General features: G+C 58.1%; 18 protein-coding genes. 4 read left to right on the forward strand and 14 right to left on the reverse strand.

The window, feature by feature from the left end; genetic code table 11:
- Positions 1 to 2 precede the first annotated feature (2 nt).
- Together AC0V61_RS10330 and AC0V61_RS10335 are read left to right on the forward strand one after the other, a co-directional pair.
- Positions 3 to 1277 carry a NupC/NupG family nucleoside CNT transporter gene (locus tag AC0V61_RS10330; protein WP_486157250.1) on the forward strand — a complete coding sequence of 425 codons (1275 nt, stop codon included), beginning with the start codon at positions 3 to 5 and terminating at the stop codon, positions 1275 to 1277.
- Positions 1278 to 1286: 9 nt separating this feature from the next.
- The gene (locus tag AC0V61_RS10335; protein ID WP_486157252.1) at positions 1287 to 1895 is read left to right on the forward strand and encodes a CDP-alcohol phosphatidyltransferase family protein; all 609 of its coding nucleotides are present in this window, start codon (positions 1287 to 1289) and stop codon (positions 1893 to 1895) included.
- Here the strand turns inward: AC0V61_RS10335 and AC0V61_RS10340 are convergent.
- On the reverse strand, positions 1892 to 2737 hold the full coding sequence (locus AC0V61_RS10340; RefSeq protein WP_486157254.1) for a DUF1499 domain-containing protein: 846 nt from the start codon (positions 2735 to 2737) through the stop codon (positions 1892 to 1894). The two genes, AC0V61_RS10335 and AC0V61_RS10340, sit on opposite strands and share 4 nt — an antisense overlap.
- Positions 2738 to 3039: 302 nt before the next feature.
- On the opposite strand from AC0V61_RS10340, the gene AC0V61_RS10345 reads away from it, so the two are divergent.
- Positions 3040 to 3609 carry a pseudoazurin gene (locus AC0V61_RS10345; RefSeq protein ID WP_486157256.1) on the forward strand — a complete coding sequence of 190 codons (570 nt, stop codon included), beginning with the start codon at positions 3040 to 3042 and terminating at the stop codon, positions 3607 to 3609.
- Between the two features lie 28 nt (positions 3610 to 3637).
- Here AC0V61_RS10345 and AC0V61_RS10350 read toward each other — a convergent pair whose 3' ends face one another.
- Positions 3638 to 3883 carry a hypothetical protein gene (locus tag AC0V61_RS10350; RefSeq protein WP_486157257.1) on the reverse strand — a complete coding sequence of 82 codons (246 nt, stop codon included), beginning with the start codon at positions 3881 to 3883 and terminating at the stop codon, positions 3638 to 3640.
- A gap of 15 nt (positions 3884 to 3898) precedes the next feature.
- Between AC0V61_RS10350 and AC0V61_RS10355 the strand changes: the two genes are divergently transcribed.
- Positions 3899 to 4378 (forward strand): c-type cytochrome, encoded by a 480-nt coding sequence (locus tag AC0V61_RS10355; protein WP_486157259.1) that lies wholly within the window; start codon positions 3899 to 3901, stop codon positions 4376 to 4378.
- 66 nt (positions 4379 to 4444) lie between these two features.
- Here the strand turns inward: AC0V61_RS10355 and hemA are convergent, their stop codons facing one another.
- From hemA to bchB, 12 genes are all read right to left on the reverse strand, one after another.
- Complete coding sequence (gene hemA / locus AC0V61_RS10360) at positions 4445 to 5680, reverse strand: 5-aminolevulinate synthase (RefSeq protein ID WP_486157261.1); 1236 nt, start codon at positions 5678 to 5680, stop codon at positions 4445 to 4447.
- A gap of 36 nt (positions 5681 to 5716) precedes the next feature.
- Positions 5717 to 6526: a putative photosynthetic complex assembly protein PuhE gene (puhE, locus tag AC0V61_RS10365; protein ID WP_486157263.1), complete on the reverse strand. Its 810-nt coding sequence runs from the start codon at positions 6524 to 6526 to the stop codon at positions 5717 to 5719.
- The gene (gene acsF / locus AC0V61_RS10370) at positions 6520 to 7620 is read right to left on the reverse strand and encodes a magnesium-protoporphyrin IX monomethyl ester (oxidative) cyclase (protein ID WP_486157264.1); all 1101 of its coding nucleotides are present in this window, start codon (positions 7618 to 7620) and stop codon (positions 6520 to 6522) included. The genes puhE and acsF overlap by 7 nt, the downstream gene beginning before the upstream one ends.
- The gene (locus tag AC0V61_RS10375) at positions 7617 to 7967 is read right to left on the reverse strand and encodes a hypothetical protein (RefSeq protein WP_486157266.1); all 351 of its coding nucleotides are present in this window, start codon (positions 7965 to 7967) and stop codon (positions 7617 to 7619) included. The genes acsF and AC0V61_RS10375 overlap by 4 nt, the downstream gene beginning before the upstream one ends.
- Positions 7967 to 8449 carry a photosynthetic complex assembly protein PuhC gene (puhC, locus tag AC0V61_RS10380; RefSeq protein WP_486157268.1) on the reverse strand — a complete coding sequence of 161 codons (483 nt, stop codon included), beginning with the start codon at positions 8447 to 8449 and terminating at the stop codon, positions 7967 to 7969. The genes AC0V61_RS10375 and puhC overlap by 1 nt, the downstream gene beginning before the upstream one ends.
- Positions 8446 to 9141 (reverse strand): photosynthetic complex putative assembly protein PuhB, encoded by a 696-nt coding sequence (gene puhB, locus AC0V61_RS10385; RefSeq protein WP_486157270.1) that lies wholly within the window; start codon positions 9139 to 9141, stop codon positions 8446 to 8448. Before puhB ends, puhC begins: the two co-directional genes overlap by 4 nt.
- On the reverse strand, positions 9132 to 9965 hold the full coding sequence (gene puhA / locus AC0V61_RS10390; protein ID WP_486157272.1) for a photosynthetic reaction center subunit H: 834 nt from the start codon (positions 9963 to 9965) through the stop codon (positions 9132 to 9134). Before puhA ends, puhB begins: the two co-directional genes overlap by 10 nt.
- An 80-nt stretch (positions 9966 to 10045) precedes the next feature.
- Positions 10046 to 11479: a BCD family MFS transporter gene (locus AC0V61_RS10395; protein ID WP_486157274.1), complete on the reverse strand. Its 1434-nt coding sequence runs from the start codon at positions 11477 to 11479 to the stop codon at positions 10046 to 10048.
- Positions 11476 to 12198: a magnesium protoporphyrin IX methyltransferase gene (bchM, locus tag AC0V61_RS10400; protein ID WP_486157276.1), complete on the reverse strand. Its 723-nt coding sequence runs from the start codon at positions 12196 to 12198 to the stop codon at positions 11476 to 11478. The genes AC0V61_RS10395 and bchM overlap by 4 nt, the downstream gene beginning before the upstream one ends.
- Complete coding sequence (gene bchL / locus AC0V61_RS10405; protein ID WP_486157278.1) at positions 12198 to 13094, reverse strand: ferredoxin:protochlorophyllide reductase (ATP-dependent) iron-sulfur ATP-binding protein; 897 nt, start codon at positions 13092 to 13094, stop codon at positions 12198 to 12200. The genes bchM and bchL overlap by 1 nt, the downstream gene beginning before the upstream one ends.
- Positions 13095 to 13113: 19 nt before the next feature.
- Positions 13114 to 16746 carry a magnesium chelatase subunit H gene (locus AC0V61_RS10410; RefSeq protein ID WP_486157280.1) on the reverse strand — a complete coding sequence of 1211 codons (3633 nt, stop codon included), beginning with the start codon at positions 16744 to 16746 and terminating at the stop codon, positions 13114 to 13116.
- A complete protein-coding gene (gene bchB / locus AC0V61_RS10415; protein ID WP_486157282.1) occupies positions 16736 to 18316 on the reverse strand; it encodes a ferredoxin:protochlorophyllide reductase (ATP-dependent) subunit B in 1581 nt (526 codons plus the stop codon). Before bchB ends, AC0V61_RS10410 begins: the two co-directional genes overlap by 11 nt.
- Positions 18317 to 18318: the final 2 nt, after the last annotated feature.

Here is an 18318-nt window from a genome sequence, read left to right on the forward strand (position 1 = left end):
TCGTGGAGCTTTTCGATCAATTTCGCGGGATTGTCGGCATTGGCGTCCTGATCGCCATCGCCTGGGGCATAAGCGAAGACCGGGCTGCGCGGCCCGGCGCAAAATGGATTGCAGGCGCTTTGGCGATGCAATTGGTGCTCGCGCTTTTGATCGTCCGCGTGCCCTTTATCTGGTCCATGATGGAAGCGGCCAACCATGGCGTTCGCGCGATTGAGCAGGCAACTCTTGCCGGTTCGTCCTACATGTTTGGATACCTTGGCGGCGCGCCGGTGCCGTTCGAAATGAAGGATGGGGCTGAGCCACCGCTGGTCATCGCTTTCCAGATATTGCCACTGGTCATCGTCTTTTCCGCGCTTGCCGCTGTGCTTTGGCATTGGGGCATTTTGCGGCTAGCGGTGAAGGGCCTGTCCTTCGTTTTGCAGCGCACGCTGGGTGTCTCGGGCGTTGTCGGATTGTCGGGCGGGGCCAACCTGTTTCTTGGCGTTGTCGAAAGCCCGCTTGTGGTGCGCGCTTACTTTGCACAGGTGAGCCGGGCTGAATTGTTTCAAGTCATGGTGCTGACCATGGCGAGCATCAGCGGCGCTGTGCTGGTCTTATACGCAAGCACTTTGCAAGACGTGCTGGGCGAGGGTGCGACCGGTCACTTGATCTCCGCCTCACTGGTCTCACTCCCCGCCGCCTTGCTGATCGCGAAGCTGATGGTGCCGGGTAAGGATGAGGAAAAGACGCAGACCAACAAGGATGATGAACCGGGGCTAAGCTACGCCTCCAGCATCGATGCCGTGGTCAAGGGCACAATGGACGGGATGCAGCTTTTCTTGGCGGTCATTGCGGTGATCATCGTTGTCTTCGCGCTTGTTGCCTTAAGCGATCAAGTGCTCGCGTTGCTGCCCCTCGTGGGCGATGAGCCGATCACCTTAAAACGCATCTTTGGCTGGATATTTGCCCCCTTTATGTGGCTGCTCGGCGTGCCATGGGGCGAGGCTCAGCTCGCGGGCGGATTGATGGGCACAAAGGTCATCCTCAATGAATATGTCGCCTTTTTGGAACTGGCCGCGCTTGATGATGGCAGTTTGTCGCCGCGCGGGCTTTTGATCGTCACCTATGCATTGTGCGGTTTTGCCAATTTGGCGAGCATCGGCCTGTTGGTCTCCACCATCGGCACTTTATGTCCTGACCGGCGCGCAGAGGCGGCAGGGCTTGGCATCAAAAGCTGGATCGCGGGCAATATCGCGACCGCCATGACGGGCGCTTGGATTGGGCTCGTCACTTGGTAAAGTGCCGATATGTTTGATGCCAAACTGCGCCCCCTTATCGACCCGCCCTTGAACGCGGCAGGGCGATGGCTCGCCGGGGCAGGGGTTAGTGCGAACATGCTGACGTTTGCGGGCCTTGCGCTTGGGCTTGGCGGGGCGGTGGCCATTGCCTTTGGCCACATCGCAGCAGGCCTTGCGCTTATCATTGCCAACCGGCTGATCGATGGCCTTGATGGAGCGGTCGCGCGGGCCACTTCGCCTACGCCTTTGGGGGGATATTTCGATATCGTGGCTGACTTTGCCTTTTATGTCTCGGTTCCTGTGGGCTTTGGGTTTTTGGCAAGCGAGAACACGGCTCCAGCGCTCGTATTGGTCGCAAGTTTCGTGCTCACCGGGGTGAGTTTCTTGGCGTTCGCGGTTATTGCTGCTGAGCGCGGGGTCCAAACACAAGATCACGGGAAGAAGAGCTTCTTCTATTCCACCGGGCTTGCAGAAGGGGCCGAGACAATCGCGGTGTTCATCGCCATGTGCATCTTTCCGGCATACTTTGGCGTCATCGCCTATGCGTATGCCGGCCTATGCGTGCTCACCGTTTTTCAGCGCAGCGCGCTTGCAGCGGCAACGTTTCGGGACGGTTAGCGCTGGCCGATTTGCCCTGCGACTTTTTCGCGAAGTTCAGCAATACGCGCAGCATTGGCACCAAGGTCGCTGGTTCCAACCCTGCTGACAGAACGAAAGTCGATTTCATTTTCACCAATGCGGGCAACGACATCGTCTTTAAAGCCATACCAGAACGTCTCTGCCACACCTTCAACGGTGCCAGCCTCGGCATTCTGACGGATATCGACAAATCCCATTGAACCCATCGCCGCCGCAACCGCCGCCACTGCGTCAGCCTTGCTCGCTCCGCCAAGCGGGAGAGGCGCCAGATCGGCGTAAAGATCATTGATGATCTGAGCATGGCTTTGAATGGCAAGCTCTGGAGGGCTGCCAGCAAACTTCTCAATCTCGCCCAGAGGCGTTTGATAATCGTGCACTGGATTGACCCCCTCAACCTTAGCACGCTGCGCCATCACCTCGGCTGAGAAGGTGGGAGGGTTCGAGGTGTCAGTCGCCACATCATGGATCGGATTGCCTTGCGCAGTGGCAGAAACCGATTGCCCAAAAATGAGAAAGCCAGCGGGCACCAGCAGGCCAAGGATCGCAGAACCAAGGACCATTTTGCTGCGGGGACGCTTTACGCCGTCTGCTTTCTCAGCTTTGCGCCCTGACCAATTGACCAACCCGATGATCAGCGAAATTAAGGCGACGAGAGCCACAATCCCGACCAAAAACGGTCCAGCTGTGAATGTCATAGCGCCAAGCCCCACTTGCCAGTTCCACAGCCCGATCTTGGAGCCGAGCGCGGCTATGATGAAAAAGAGCGGAAGGAACGCTGTAAGAGCGAGAACGAGCTTGGTATGCCATGGCAGATTTTTCATGGGGTGAGTGTTTAGCGAAGGCGATGCCAAAGGCAATCCAATGCGCCCATCTTCTCCCCGTTTCGCAGCGCCTTACACTCGCCCGGTTTGATCCCTGAAAGCGCGGTGTGGTTTTCTTACAAACCTTCAGGGAACCAGCTCTCATCCTGCTCGTTAATGCGCGGAGTTCAAGCGAGAATTATACTTAGTGCTCGTTGAATTGCGGGACCGTTGTTGCTAAACGGAGCCCGTGGGATTGAGATCAGGTGGGCTATGTCTGGCACGTGTGATCTATTGTGGAATGTAAAAAGGGAATTTGACCTATGCGTAAAGTCTTGATGGGCACTGTTGCAGTCCCAGCCATTTTGGCTCTCGCGGCATGCGGCGGTAAGCAGCCAGAAGCCGAAGCGCCTGCAGAAGAAACAACCGAAGAAGCCGCGGCTGAAGAAGAGCCAGAAGCTGAAGAAGTTGCCGCAGCCGATGTAGAGCCTGTGCCTGCTGCCGAAGCCAATGGCACCGTCATCGAAGTGGAAATGCTGACCCGCGATCCAGAAACGGGTCGTCAAGTTTTCAAGCCGCCAGTAGTAAAAGCTAAAGTTGGCGACACGATCCGTTTCGTTGCAACTGATCCGACCCACCAAACAGAATCCATCGCTGATATGCTTCCTGCTGGCGTCACCGGCTGGAAAGGCGCGATCAACGAAGAGTATGAATATGTTGTGCCTGCTCCTGGCATTTACGGCTACAAATGCGCACCGCACTATGCAGCGGGCATGGTTGGCCTGATCGTTGTCGAAGGCGAAGGCATGAACGACAACCTTGAAGCTGCCAAAGCTGTAAAGCACATCGGTCTTGCATCGACCGTGTTCGAAGAGCTGTTCACACAGATCTAAGCTAGCGCTTCAATCGCGGCTGCTATCATCAGCAGAAGCGATATTGAACAACACAAAATAGCCCGCAACCAGCAATGGTGCGGGCTATTTTTGTTTGTGGTATATTGCGCAAAAGGCTCTTTGAGCCGCGCAGTGAAGTGTACCCCCGCACGTTCGCTATGACTTTGGCTGATTGAAAAACCGCGATTGTGATTTTAGGCTGATCGTTTGAAGAGGGGGCAACGGGAAGAATATCCGGCGCGGGGCCATGATCTTGCGTCAAAAACACAAACATGAGGGGAAATTCCCAATGCGAAAAATCGTTGTAGCTCTAATCGCTTTGCCCGGAATGCTCGCGCTTACCAGCTGTGGTGGCAAGGAGCCTGGCGGTAATGAGCCTTCTGAGCCCAGCACTGGTGATGGCGCAAAAGTGGTCGGGGCCAAGGACGAGGGCGCTGAAAAGATTGCTTTTGCTGACCTTACTGGCGATGCGGCTGCAGGCGAAGTTGTGTTTGCGCAATGCCGCACGTGCCACCTTGTGGCAGAGGGAAGGAACGGCGTTGGGCCTTCGCTTTATGGCATCATTGGCCGTGCTGCCGGCTCGGTTGACGGTTTCAACTATTCAGAGGCGAACAGGAACAGCGGCATCGTTTGGACCAAGGAAGTCATGTACGACTACCTCGAAGCGCCGCGCGCCTATATACCCGATACGCGCATGGCATTCCCGGGGCTCAAAGATCCGCAGGACCGTGCTGATGTGGTTGCCTATCTGGCTGCGACGACGCAATAAGCCTGTGAGCCAATTCTAAGCTACCAGAACCTCTAGCCAGCCAGAGGTTCTAGTAAGCCAGAGCCTTTAAGCAGCTATGCGCCCGCGTGCGAGTTCGCACATCGACCAGATTTCCGACAGAGCATTGATCAGGCGCGTGATGTCGCCGGTGTCATGCACGGGTGATGGGGTAAGGCGCAGGCGCTCTGTCCCTACCGGCACAGTCGGATAGTTGATCGGCTGCACATAGATGCCGTGATTGTCCATCAGCCAGTCGCTGATCATCTTACACTTGGCCGCATCGCCAACCATGACCGGAATGATGTGGCTGGGGTTGGGCAGGTGCGGGATGTTCATCATATCAAGCTGACGCCGAACTTCCTCGACGCGCTTCTTTTGAAGATCACGCTCCTCGCTGCTCTCCTTAAGATGGCGGATGCTTGCCGCAGCGCCCGCAGCAACGGCCGGGGGCAGGGCGGTTGAGAAGATAAAGCCGCTTGCAAAACTGCGCACGAAATCAACCAGGTCACGGCTTGCAGCGATATATCCGCCCATCACGCCGAACGCCTTGCCAAGTGTGCCCTCGATCACCGTGATGCGGTCCATCAGCCCTTCTTGTTCGGCAACACCGCCACCGCGCGGGCCGTAAAGGCCAACGCCGTGGACTTCATCGATATAGCTCATCGCGCCGTGTTTTTCGCACACGTCCAAAATGTCTGCGATAGGAGCAATATCGCCGTCCATCGAATAGACGCTTTCAAACGCAACCAGCTTGGGTGTGTCGGCGGGGTATTCGGATAGCAGCCGGTCGAGGTCTTCGACATCGTTGTGCTTCCACACCTTATATGGCGCGCGTGAGTGGCGGATGCCCTCAATCATGCTGGCATGGTTCAGCGCATCTGAGAACACAACGCAGCCCGGGATCTTGCTTGCCAAAGTGCCAAGGCCTGCCCAGTTCGAAACATAGCCTGATGTGAAAAGCAGCGCGCTTTCCTTGCCGTGCAGGTCCGCAAGCTCGGCTTCCAATTCCACATGGTAGTGGTTGGTGCCAGAGATATTGCGCGTGCCCCCAGCGCCAGCGCCGCATTCATCGAGGGTCGCGTGCATCGCATCGATCACTTTGGGGTGCTGGCCCATGCCCAGATAATCGTTCGAACACCACACGGTGACGGCCTGAGTTACGGTTTCGCGCGTCTCATCCTCGATAAAGCGGGTCGCGTGCGGGAACTTGCCACAGTGCCGCTTGATATCGGTGAAAACGCGATAGCGTCCTTCTTCACGAACACCATCCAACTGGTCCGCAAAAAATTGATCAAAGTCCATGGGTGGTCCCCCGTCCATTCTTAGTTTTGTTATCGATCATACGCTGTTGCCCCTCGAAGTTTGGGCAGCGCGCTTAAAGGCCCAACCCCACAGCATCCCGTCTCGAAACGGTAGGGCTAGAAAAAGATGTTCCAATGCGCCCAGCAGGCACAAAGCGGTGAGCAGGCTTGCGCCAACCATCTGCGGGCTTCCCGCAGTCGCAGCTGCTGCAAGCGAGGCAAACCAAACGGCAAGCGCTAAGATGGCTGCAATGCAAGCTGCGAGCAAAAGCGTCATGCGGTTCGGGCCGAAATAGCTTTTGAGATAGCCCAAATGCTCCGGCATCATCTCGGTTGTGGTGTTGGGTACGCCCACAAACAGGTTGATCTTGGATGATAGCCTCAAGCCAAACATCAGCACGAAAACCATCGCTCCGATCTGATTGGGCGCGTTCCACAAAAGCGAGATCAGCATCAGGGCGGTGAGCGCCAATGCGATTTCGTGATGAATGACCGTGGCGCTGGCCTCGGTAAAGCGTTCAACCCCGCGCACGCCCAAAGACTGCGCCTCGCGCCGTGGCCCGGCAGCGGCACCTGTTAGAAATCCAATCTCATGCCAGCCCCATACCATCAGCGCGCCAACAAAGGAGAGATACACCGCTCCAACGCTCACACTTGCAGAGGCGAAAAGGATCGCAACCAGCCCGGAAATCCCGACAAAGCCGCCAATCGCAACGCTGCGCCGAAAGCCTGAACGCGCGCGCATATCTGCCCCGGCGCTTACCGAAAAAGCGATAAGCCCGGTTGCCATAAACCAAATGGCCAGCGTCACGATGAACGGGACAATATGGCCGCTCCAACTTACCACGCAGGATGAAGCCTGATGCTTGCAGGCAGTTCGTGGGTCTTTGGTGTCTGGAAGTACATGCGCGCAAAGTTATACCCTGCACCTGCCATGCCGCCAACGCGCTTCAAAAGGCCGCCAATGCCGCCTTGCGCTTTGCCATCTTCGATCCGCAGAGCCGCTTGGCGCAGAGCCTCCATCCGGGCGCGGAATTTCGGATTGTCGATGTCGAGTTCGACCGGATAGACCTGACGCGCGATCTTGTTGCAGATATCGAAAACCTCGTAATCATACTCGGTCGGGTCAACGCCAAGCGCCTTGTGGAACACGGGCCGGTCGTGATCGCGCACATACATGGTGGCGTAGACCGACAGGAGGAAAAACCGGATCCAGAGCTTATTGTGACCCTCAAGCAGTTTGGGGTCAGCACGCATCAACATCGCGAACGCCTCACCATGGCGGAACTCATCATTGCACCATTCTTCGAACCAATCGAAGATCGGGTGGAATTTGTTCTCCGGGTGCTTTTCGAGGTGCCGGTAGATCGTTATGTAGCGCGCATATCCGATTTTTTCAGACAGATAGACCGCGTACCAGATGAATTTCGGGCGGAAATAGGTGTATTTCTTGGTCTTCGTCAGGAAGCCCAAGTCAACGCCAATTCCAGCATCCTTGAGGCTCTCATTGATAAAGCCTGCATGCCGGCTTTCATCACGGGCAAGCAGTTTAAACAGCTGTTTCACGTCCGGGTTTTTGGTGCGCCGGGCAATCTCTGCATAAAGCACGCAGCCGGAAAATTCCGAAGTCATGGAGCTTACAAGGAAGTCTGTGAATTCCGCGCGAAGTTCCGGCTCCATCCCCTCGATGATACCGGCAAAATCATCCTTGTGGCGAAAATGGGTCTTGTTGGGATCACCCACCATATCAGCGATCAGCTGGTCCCATTCTTTGCGCACAAGAGAGACATCAATCGCATCAAGCGCGTCAAAATCCGTGGTGTAGAAGCGCGGCGTCAACACAGTGTCCTGCGTCGCCAATGCCATCGCCTGTTCGCTGGTCATCATCGCGTGATTTTGGGTTTGGTTAGGGTCAGCCTTAACCTGCGTGTGCGCGTTCATTTGATCCTCCCAGCGTTGAAGCTGACTTCGTAAAGTTCGGCCAAGTCGAAATAGGCGGCCACTTTGGTCAGCATGCGCTTGACCGGATTTGCCCGTGTCACAGTGGCGGTGCGCTCGAACACTTGCTTGGAACCGAACGGGATGGAAATGGGTGCGCCGTGGACGCGGACTTTGTCGCCCGGCTCCATCAAAATGCTCTCAGGCAATTCCACATGGGCATGGAAATGCAATGAGCTTTGCTCAATGGATATTATGCAAGGCGCATCGAACACACGGGCATCAGGCGGGGTAAATCCGCGCAAGTCAGCTGACCGCACACCGGTTGCTTGGGCTGCGACAGTCGCCATCAGCTGGCCCCTCTTTCAAGAAAATCCGCAAACGTCTGGCGGTTTCCATCGCCAAAGGAATGAAGCTCAATGCTCTTTCCCGTGGTCGGGTCGAGCAGTGTTAGCATGCCGTTGTCCCATTCGATAAGGTCAAACGGCACCTCGCGGCCAAAGCCGTTGATGCGGCGTTGATAGACGAGGCTGCGGAGCGTGGAACGCACAAAGCCGCCTGTGCCAGGACCGAAGCGGCCAAGGACCGTACCATCGACCGCGTCTTCCACGCGCACGGTGCCGTCGGCTTCATCGAAGAAGAAGAGCGAGCGCTCATCAGCCTTTACTGTGCCTGCCTGCGCACGCGCTTCGCTGGGGATGGCTTGCCGTTCGAAAAAACCCAAGCTGACAGCAGAGGTGAGAGCCACTGACGCGGCAACTATGCTTCCCATCATGATAATGGGCACCCGGTGGACAGTGACCTCGTCCTCTTCATATTCGCGAACAATCACGCCGTTGCCCCTTCCAGATTACCCTCGTTAAGACCGGTTTTAGGAGCGGCAGCAGGCTCTGCATTGAGCGAAGTCAAACCTTGCTCGATATGTGCGTGCTTTGCCGTTGCCTCAGCCAGCAGCCGCGCGACAGATTGTGCATCTGGCACAGCGCGCAGCAAGGGTTCAGGCTTTGTAAAGTGCCAGGGCCGGGCGTGCGGCCAAAGCAAGAAATATCCCAGCAAACGCTCACCGCCCAGCGACAAAGCGATGTCACCATGGGCACTACCGCGGGCGCGCAAGTCCGCTGATGTTACATGCTGCAAAGGCACATTAACCCGCGTCTCAATCGCCATGCCGATGCGCATGATCAAACGCGCATCGGTGAGGATATAAAGCGTCGTGCGAGCGCTAAGCCAGGCAAGGCCATACAAAATACAAACAGCCAGAACGCCGAGAACTGCGCAAAGAAGCGCCGTTCCCACATTGCCAAGCACAAACGAAATCACAACGAGCACTGCAAAATACAGCCCCACTGTGTGCGTGTGGAAAGCGGTGCGGGCAAGGACAGCCAGTTCCGGCCGCCCTTTCCACAAAACTTTCTCCTGCTGAGAAGGCGTGCCCATCGGATCGCCAAAGGCTTTGGGCCCGGCTTCCTCAAGCGCCTGCGCTTCAGGTGACAATATGCGTTCTGGTGATGTGTTTAGATCCATGGCTCTGCACGCTCCGGCAGGGCATGGATGTAGCCGCCGCCATAATAGGCCTGGATTTTGTCTTCTTCCAGGCGGGTGATCTGACCGGGGGTCTTGATAGCAGGAACGCTATCAAACTGGTCAGCGCGAATTGCATCAATATCGATCAGCTCTTCTTGATCATCGGGGATTGGGATCAGCTCACCAATAAGGCCGAGCCATCTCTTGCCCTGAACAGCGGCAAAGGCCATCGGCGCGAGCACTTTCTTGCCCGAATTGGTGGTGACTTCCAGATAGCGGATGAGATGCTCTGATTGGTCGACCCAAACATCGCTCACAACGCCCGCTTTCTTCTTGTCAGCAGCATAAACCGCAAGGCCCACTGGATTGCGATCCTGCGCAGCGATTTCCATCGCGTGAGCGGTCGCGCCAATAGGCACGATGCGGTTGTGGCCATCCATAGTAAGGTCCGGATAGTCTTCGCGCATTGCATAGGCAGCTGTACCCAGACCATCAGCCATTGCGTCACCTGTCGGCTCCCAAGGCGCGCCTGCACCCATAAAGGTTTGCTTGGCCGGGATGTTCTCCACTTTAGAAAGCTCATCGCGCGGTACGCCTTCGGGTGAATAGGTCCCGCGGCCGTGTGGCAGGTTGAAGGTTTTGTCTTTTCCGTCGGTGAGCGGTTTTGCCCAGTCGATGACGCCGGTTTGCTCATGCTCAAGCGGATAGCCTTCGCGGCGGCTTTCGCGGTTCAGGTAAATCACCAGCCCCACAAAGAATATGAAAAACAGGATGAAGGTCAGCTCGGCTACGTCGAAAAGCCCGACAATGTATACGTTACCCATGGTACTTCCTTTGGTCGTAATTGAGAGGGCATGTGCACGTGCCCCCTTTGGCTTTTGACCGCTCTATCCCGAGCAAGCGATCATGTTGGGAACTCCTGCAGGCCGAACGGCTGGCCTGTTTCGTTCCGTGATTGGATTGAAGAAATGCGAGAGCGCCCGACAAGCGGGCCAATCGCGGCGAGACCTGCGATAAGCAGGAGAATTTCGATGACGTAGACGGAGATGTACCCGCTCGCCCTTGTGGCGATCGTTGCGCTGGCATCAGCGGCAGCTACCCAAGCGATCAGGTCGCGAAGGAGGCCGCCAGCGGCAATCCCTGCGCCCGCACATGTCGCCTGGACAGCGCCCCAAGCACCAAGCGCAAGGCCTGCGGTTTCGGACTTTGCGAGCGCCATGGCTTCGATAAGCGTGCCAACTGAGAAGAGCCCAAGGCCCAGCCCGATCAACAGCGCGCCAGCGTAAAGCATTGCGGCGGACTCAAACGGTCCCGCAAACAGCACCAGAAGGAAGGCATTGACGCCGATGACTAAGCCGAGCCCTGCTAAGCGAAGTGGGTCCGCGCCCAGCGACATTTTGCGGCCTGAATAGACAAAGCCAATCAGTGCGCCCAATGCCCATGCGCCGGTAAGACCGGTTGTTGCGCCTACGGACAGCCCAAGAATTTCGCCGCCAAACGGCTCGAGCAGCGCATCCTGCATCGCAAAACCTGCCGCGCCAATTCCGATGGCGGTGAGGAGCCGCGCATTGCGGCCATCGCGCACAAACGCGTTCCACAGCTCGCTAAAGCTGGGTGCATCAGGGTCCGCTTTGGTGCGTTCAGGCGCGCGTGCCTCTTGCTTCCACAATGCGATGAGGTTGAGCACCATGGTGAGCACCGCAGAGCCTTGGATCACCTGCACAAGGCGCGTTGGTGAGAAGTCGATCAGCAGCCCGCCGATCACGAAGGCTGCGAGCATCATGCCGACAAGCAGCATTACATAAAGAAGTGCGACCGCGCGCGGGCGTTTGTCTTCAGGCGCAAGGTCTGTCGCCAGCGCCAAGCCCGCCGTTTGCGTCACATGGAAGCCAAGCCCGGTGAGCAGGAACGCGGCAGCAGCAGCGACAAGGCCAAACTCAAACCGGCCCTCAAGCTCAAGCAGGAGCAGCGCAAAGGGCATGATCGCAAGCCCGCCAAATTGCATCATTGTGCCAAACCAGATGTAAGGCACACGCCTCCACCCGAGAGCTGAGACATGGCGATCAGACTTGTGCCCGATAAGCGCGCGGAAAGGCGCGACCAACAAAGGCACGGCGATCAGGAGAGCAATCAGCCAAGTCGGCGTGCCGAGCTCCACCACCATCACGCGGTTGAGCGTCCCGCTCAGCAAAACCATCGCCATTCCCACGCTCACCTGAAACAGCGACAAACGCAAAAGCCGCGACAAAGGCAGCTCTTTGCTCGCTGCATCCGCAAACGGCAAAAGGTCCGCCATCAAGCGGACGAATTGATAGGGAGGGCGGGGCGCTTGGCTCATCTGTTCTTGATCAGCTCCAGCGCTTGGCTCTTGTAGAAGCCGCTAGAGATCCGTTCAGTGCGGCCAATGCTCCACCCGTTGAGGCGTTGGAGACGCTCGCGAAGGTAGTCCTCTGCAATAGGAACAATCGCTGGCGAACGGTCGCTCTTGGGAAAGACTTTGCCCACCGAATGCATCGCGCCGAGCAGTGCGGTGTGCGGGGCGAAGGTGAAGAGGATTGAGCCGGTTGTTCGTGTGCTGAGCTCCTCCAGCGCATCGACCAGATTGTCGGGCGAATAGTGAATGAGCGAGTCCATCGCCACCACATGCGCAAACTCGCCATGCGCCGGATCAAGCATATCGCCAGCGCGCCAACGCACTTTGCCGTGTCCGCAAAAACCGTTTGCTCTGGACTTGGCGACTTCGACGAGCCCACCTGCCACATCGACAGCGGTCACATCTGCGCCAAGGCAAGCCGCTTCCAAAGCAAGCGCCCCGGTGCCGCAGCCAGCATCAAGCAGGCGCGTGCGTCTCAAATCGCGAGGAAGCCAGCTCACCAAAGTGCGCCGCATCTGCTCACGCCCTGCGCGGACGGTCGCGCGAATACCGCTGACCTTGGTATCAGAGGTTAGGTCGATCCACGCCTGCTTGGCAGTGGAATCGAAATAGGTCGCCAGCGCCTCGCGCCGGGCGGCGTAGGGGGCATCGAGGCTAGGGCGCTCAGGAGCGTGTGTCGCCATCACTCAAACCCCAGAAAGTCGAAGATGTCGCGGTCTTTCATGGGTTGAGCCGTCGAAGGCTCCACACCTGCCCACAACATCGCGGCAAGCCGCATATATTCGTCCTGCGCTTGGATAACCTCAGGGCTATCAGGCATTTCGAACAGGGTGCATTTCTTCAGGCGCGATTTGCGGATTTCATCGACATCGCGGAAGTGCGCAAGGCGCGGCATGCCCACCGCGTCGCAGAAGCGGTCGATCTCGTCGGTCTCACGGCTGCGATTGGCGACGACCCCTGCAAGGCGCACGTCATAGTTCTTGGACTTCGCACCAATCGCCTGAACAATCCGGTTCATCGCGAAGATGCTGTCAAAATCGTTCGCGGCAACCACAACCGCGCGTTCGGCATGTTGCAAAGGCGCGGCAAACCCGCCGCAGACAACATCACCAAGCACATCAAAGATCACCACATCGGTGTCTTCGAGCAAGTGGTGCTGCTTCAAGAGCTTGACCGTCTGCCCGACCACATAGCCGCCGCAGCCGGTGCCAGCAGGAGGTCCGCCAGCTTCCACGCACATCACGCCGTTGTAGCCTTCAAACATATAGTCCTCAGGCCGCAATTCTTCGGAATGGAACTCAACGGTCTCAAGCACATCGATCACCGTCGGCATCAGCTTCTTGGTGAGCGTAAAGGTGCTGTCGTGTTTGGGGTCGCAGCCGATTTGCAAGACCCGGTGGCCCAATTTCGAGAAAGCGGCAGACAAGTTCGACGAAGTGGTCGATTTGCCAATCCCGCCCTTGCCATACACGGCAAAGACCTTTGCGCCCTTGATCTGGTCGCTCGGGTCCAACTGCACTTGGACCGAGCCTTCGCCATCGGCGCGGCTGAAGCCTTTGTTGGGTGTGTGAAGGTTCATGGCTTGCCTCTATCCCTTATTATTCAGCCACAAAGACGCCTTCGAGGCGGTCTTCGAGTTCGTCATTGGCCTCGCGAAGCGCTTCGAGTGTCGCTTCATCGGGCTCCCACAATTGCCTGTCACACGCCTCCAAAAGACGGCCCGCAACACGCGCGCTCGCCTTTGGGTTCAGCTTGGCCAAACGCCGGCGCATTTCTTCGTCGAGCACAAATGTCTCGGAGATTTTTTGGTAGACCCATGGCTGGACCTGACCCGTGGTGGCGGACCAGCCGAAGGTTGAGTTCACATGGCCCTCAATCGCGCGCACACCTTCAAAACCGTGGTCGAGCATGCCCTCAAACCACTTGGGGTTAAGCGTGCGGGTGCGTGCTTCGAGGTCAATCTGCTCAGAGAGCGTACGAACCTTTGCCTTACCGCGCGTCGCATCGAGGATGTAGACCGGCGCGTCCTTGCCCTTGGCTTTGGAAACCGAGCGGCTGACCCCGCCAAGCCCGTCGACATATTGGTCAACATCGTTGATGCCCAGTTCCACGCTTTCAAGGTTCTGGTACGTGAAATCGACGCTAGCGAGATGACTTTGTAACAGTTCGCGTTGTTGCACAGGTTTGCCGCCAACGCCGTAGGCAAAGCCCTTGTTGACCTCGAATGCATTGGCGAGTTCGTCAGGGTCGGCCCAAACACCGCCTTCGATCATCTGATTGACGTTCGCGCCATATGCGCCTTCGGCATTGGAGAAGACGCGAAGCGCGGCCGTTTCAATATCGCAACCGTGCTGTTCTTGCTGAGCAAGCGAGTGTTTGCGAACAAAGTTCTGCTCCAGCGGCTCATCGGCCTGAGAAGCGAGCAATGCAGCCTCCGCCAGCATCCGTGTTTGCAGCGGCAAAAGATCGCGGAAGATGCCCGAGAGGGTCATCACAACGTCGATGCGCGGCCGGCCCAATTCCTCCAGAGGGATCAGCTCAGCGCCTGCTAGGCGCCCGTAGGAATCGCGACGCGGCCGCGCGCCCAAAAGGGTCATTGCTTGCGCAATCTGGACCCCTTCGGTTTTCATATTATCGGTGCCCCAAAGCACCATTGCGATGCTTTCAGGGAAGGGCTCGTCATTCGACACATGGCGCGCGATCAGCTTCTCCGCTTGATCCTCGCCTTGCATACAGGCGTAGGCGGATGGGATGCGGAAGGGGTCGAAGCCGTGGATATTGCGGCCCGTTGGCAGGACCTCCGGGTTGGCGACAATATCGCCGCCGGGCGCGGGTTGGACGTATCCGCCATCAAGCGCATGGATCAGCGAGCCGAGTTCATCGCACTCGTCGATCTTGGCGTTGAGCGCGGCGCGGTCGCCGTCCGAGCCATCGTCTTCGCTTGCTTCCATCATGGCATCAAGCATGTCTTCGCGTTGCTGCCCTTGCGGGTTGCTGCCGAGGACGTGAAGGCCATGGGGGATAAGCGTTTGCTCAAGCTCATAGAGGCGGCCTGAAAGCTCACCGATATCGCCCATTTCAATGTCGAGCGCATCGCATTGGTCAGCGATAAGCTGCGCCAGATCCGCGCGTTCCGCTTCGTCCGAGCCCATGCGCCAGCGTTCAACGCTGGCCTTGAGTTCGGCCAAGTCCTTGTACAGCCCAGCCTGTGCGAGAGGCGGCGTCATATAACTGATGAGCGTCGCCGCAGACCGGCGTTTGGCCAGCATCCCTTCCGACGGGTTGTTGGCGGCATAGAGATAGAAGTTTGGTAGATCGCCGATCAAGCGCTCAGGCCAGCAATGGCCACTCATACCCGCTTGCTTACCCGGCATAAACTCAAGCGCGCCGTGGGTGCCGAAATGCAGCACTGAATGCGCGCCGAAGTCCTCGCGGATCCAGCGGTAGAAGGCGCTGAAAGCATGGGTGGGTGCAAAGCCGCCTTCAAAAAGGAGACGCATCGGGTCGCCCTCATATCCGAATGCAGGCTGCACGCCGACGAAGACATTGCCGAAGTGAGCGCCGTAGATGTGGATGTTGCTGCCGTCGCTTTGCGCTTTGCCCGGCGCTGGGCCCCAAGCGGCTTCGATTTCGGAGAGGTAGGTTTCCTGGCGAACATGCGTGTCGGCTGGAATGCGCGCGGCGACATTCGCGTCCGAGCCGAAGCGCTCGGAATTGCCCTTGAGGATCGCGTCCTGGAGCGCTTCGAGGCTTTCGGGCACTTCGACGCAGTAGCCTTCGTCCGCGAGCCTTTGGAGCGTTGCGTAGAGCGACTGGAACACAGAGAGAAACGCCGCTGAACCCGTCGCGCCTGCATTGGGTGGGAAGTTGAAGAGCACCACCGCAAGTTTGCGTGTGGCGCGTTCTGCACGGCGTAGACCCACCAGTTTGACGACGCGAGCGGCCAAAGCCTCGGCGCGCTCTGGGCAGCCTTGCATGGGGCGCGCTTGGTCCGAGGCCGCACGTTCGCAATGACGATCACAGCCGTTGCAAACTTTGCCAGTCTCGCCAAACCGCCCGCCAAAGACGCTGGGTACGGTCGAGCCGTCTAGTTCGGGCAGCGCGACCATCATCGTCTGCTCAAGCGGGAGGAGCCCTTGCTCGCGCTTTTGCCATTCCTCGATCGACTGAAACTCAATCGCGTGCGCCGCGAGATAGGGCACATCCATATCGCCCAGCACTTCGCGTGCGGCTTCATTGTCGTTGTAAGCGGGGCCTCCGACGAGCGAAAACCCGGTGAGGTTCACAATCGCGTCGACCGTGGGCTTGCCCTTGTCGACGAAGAATTTCTCAATCGCAGGGCGCGCATCAAGGCCGCTTGCAAACACAGGCACAACCTTCAGGCCCGCCGCCTCAAACGCCGCAATTGCGCCGTCATAGTGCCCCGCATCGCGGCCAAGCAGATAGGAGCGCAGTAGAATAAGTCCCACCGTCCCGTTCTTGCCGCCGCCGTCTTTGGCTCGCGCTTTCGGTAGGATGCGAAGGCTCTCCGAAATCCGCTGCTCTGCGCCGGGGTGATAGACACCCGTTTCGGGGTATTCGACCGGAGCCTCTGCCGCAGTCTCACCGCGCCGATCTTCGCGCTCACCGGCCGCATAACGGTCGATCAGAGCGCGCACCATGGCGATCACGTTCTCATCCGAACCCGACAACCAATATTGCAGCGTCAGGAAATAGGCGCGCACATCTTGCGCTGTGCCGGGAATGAATTTGAGGATTTTGGGAAGACGCCGCAGCATCTTCATCTGACCCGCGCCAGAGCTTGCGCCCTTCTTAGGCGATCCGCGCAGTTTCTTAAGCAGCGCCAATGGCCCTTTTGCAGGGGCATCCATCCGGTAACCGCCCATGCGCGTGAGCTTCACGATTTCGCCCGCCGACATAAGGCAGACCATGGCATCGCAATTCTCGCGGCGCGCTTCCAAGGCTGGCAGAATTGCGCGCATATGATCGTCGAGGAAGATCATCGTTGTGATGACGATATGCGCCTCGGCAATCGCCTCTTCGCATTTGGCGAGTTCGCCGGTTTCCGCGCCCCATTCCGAGGCTGCGTGCAGGGTGAGGCAGATGTTGTCTTGGGCAAGCTCTGCATTCGCGCGCTCAACCGCGCCTTTAAGGTGATTGTCGAGCGTGACAATCACAACATTGACCGGTGCCTTGGCACGGATCGTAGAGGCGGTCGCCTTACCGTGCATAATGCGCCTTGGCGTCGTAGAGCGTATCGAGGTCTATCTCCCCCCGGCCAAATTCGGCGGCGAAGGCCTCTGTGTTGCGCTTGGCTTTGCCGCGCACGAAGAACGGGATTTTCTTGAGCTCTTTGCTCGCCTCTTGGGTCCAAGCAGGGCTGTCGAGCTCGGTGACTTCGGGCTCTAGGATCACTTCCTCTTCGACCGCCACCGGAGCCTTGTGAGCCGTGCTAGGCGCATGCGCCGCGTGGTGCGACGGGCCAGCATCGTCGGAAAACTCAAAGTCCTCGCGGAACATGGTGAGAAGGTGCTCTTCAAGGCCCATCACCAGAGGGTGGACCCATGTGTCGAAAATGACATTTGCGCCCTCAAAACCCATCTGGGGCGAGTGGCGCGCTGGGAAGTCCTGTACGTGCACCGGCGAAGAAATCACCGCGCAGGGGATGCCCAAACGCTTGGCAATGTGCCGCTCCATTTGCGTGCCCAGCACCATTTCAGGCGCAGCTTTCGCAATCGCGTCTTCGACCTCGAGATGGTCGTCAGTGATAAGCGGCTCGACCCCGTGGTCCTTGGCAGCTTCGCGAATGTCGCGGGCGAACTCGCGGTTGTAGCAACCAAGCCCGCAAACCTCGAAGCCAAGCTCATCGCGGGCAATGCGCGCGGCGGCCACCGCGTGAGTCGCATCGCCAAAGATGAAGACGCGCTTGCCGGTGAGATACGTCGAATCGACGCTTCGGCTCCACCACGGGAGCCGGGAAGAGGTGTCGCCGAGGGCAGGCGTGGGATCTGCACCCGCCAGCTCGGCGACTTCGGATATGAATGCACGAGTGGCACTCACACCGAATGGGATTGAGCGGACACGTGGCTGTTTGAACGTGCGTTCCAGCCAGCGGGCCGCCTCATCTGCTATTTCTGGGTAGAGGACGATGTTGAAGTCGGCATTGCCGATCGTTGTGATGTCGGAAGGCCGCGCATTGAGCGGCGCCACCAAGTTCACGTCAACGTCCAATTGTTCGAGAATTTTGCGGACCTCGATGAGGTCATCGCGGTGTCGGAAACCCAATGCGGTGGGCCCGAGAATGTTTGCTCGCGCGCGCCTTTTACCATTGGACCCTTCGCGAGGGCCCGGCGTGACCGATGGGTCAGCAAGATGCCGCACGATCTGGTAGAAGGTCTCCGCCGCGCCCCAGTTTTCTTTGCGCTGATAGCTTGGAAGCTCAAGCGCAATAGCGGGGCAGGGCAGGTCCATCGCCTCAATCAGGCCGCCCGGATCATCCTGGATCAGCTCAGCCGTGCAGGAGGCACCGACAATGATCGCCTCTGGGTTGAAGCGGTCAATCGCGTCCAGCGCCGCGTCCTGAAACAGCTGCGCTGTATCCTTGCCAAGGTCGCGCGCTTCAAAGGTGGTGTAGGTCACAGGCGGGCGATGATTGCGCCGCTCAATCATGGTGAAGAGCAGGTCCGCATAGGTATCCCCCTGCGGCGCGTGGAGCACGTAATGTAGCCCCTTCATCGCGGTGGCGACACGCATAGCGCCAACGTGAGGCGGGCCTTCATATGTCCAGACGGAAAGCTGCATCT

Source organism: Erythrobacter sp. JB1-4, assembly GCF_057365025.1.

Excerpts from the sequence above, each read along its gene's own strand:
- AC0V61_RS10335 (WP_486157252.1), top strand. The coding sequence starts at position 1,287 with ATGTTTGATGCCAAACTGCGCCCCCTTATCGACCCGCCCTTGAACGCG.
- AC0V61_RS10340 (WP_486157254.1), bottom strand. The coding sequence starts at position 2,737 with ATGAAAAATCTGCCATGGCATACCAAGCTCGTTCTCGCTCTTACAGCG.
- AC0V61_RS10345 (WP_486157256.1), top strand. The coding sequence starts at position 3,040 with ATGCGTAAAGTCTTGATGGGCACTGTTGCAGTCCCAGCCATTTTGGCT.
- AC0V61_RS10350 (WP_486157257.1), bottom strand. The coding sequence starts at position 3,883 with ATGTTTGTGTTTTTGACGCAAGATCATGGCCCCGCGCCGGATATTCTT.
- AC0V61_RS10355 (WP_486157259.1), top strand. The coding sequence starts at position 3,899 with ATGCGAAAAATCGTTGTAGCTCTAATCGCTTTGCCCGGAATGCTCGCG.
- hemA (WP_486157261.1), bottom strand. The coding sequence starts at position 5,680 with ATGGACTTTGATCAATTTTTTGCGGACCAGTTGGATGGTGTTCGTGAA.
- acsF (WP_486157264.1), bottom strand. The coding sequence starts at position 7,620 with ATGAACGCGCACACGCAGGTTAAGGCTGACCCTAACCAAACCCAAAAT.
- AC0V61_RS10375 (WP_486157266.1), bottom strand. The coding sequence starts at position 7,967 with ATGGCGACTGTCGCAGCCCAAGCAACCGGTGTGCGGTCAGCTGACTTG.
- puhB (WP_486157270.1), bottom strand. The coding sequence starts at position 9,141 with ATGGATCTAAACACATCACCAGAACGCATATTGTCACCTGAAGCGCAG.
- puhA (WP_486157272.1), bottom strand. The coding sequence starts at position 9,965 with ATGGGTAACGTATACATTGTCGGGCTTTTCGACGTAGCCGAGCTGACC.
- AC0V61_RS10395 (WP_486157274.1), bottom strand. The coding sequence starts at position 11,479 with ATGAGCCAAGCGCCCCGCCCTCCCTATCAATTCGTCCGCTTGATGGCG.
- bchM (WP_486157276.1), bottom strand. The coding sequence starts at position 12,198 with ATGGCGACACACGCTCCTGAGCGCCCTAGCCTCGATGCCCCCTACGCC.
- bchL (WP_486157278.1), bottom strand. The coding sequence starts at position 13,094 with ATGAACCTTCACACACCCAACAAAGGCTTCAGCCGCGCCGATGGCGAA.
- AC0V61_RS10410 (WP_486157280.1), bottom strand. The coding sequence starts at position 16,746 with ATGCACGGTAAGGCGACCGCCTCTACGATCCGTGCCAAGGCACCGGTC.
- bchB (WP_486157282.1), bottom strand. The coding sequence starts at position 18,316 with ATGCAGCTTTCCGTCTGGACATATGAAGGCCCGCCTCACGTTGGCGCT.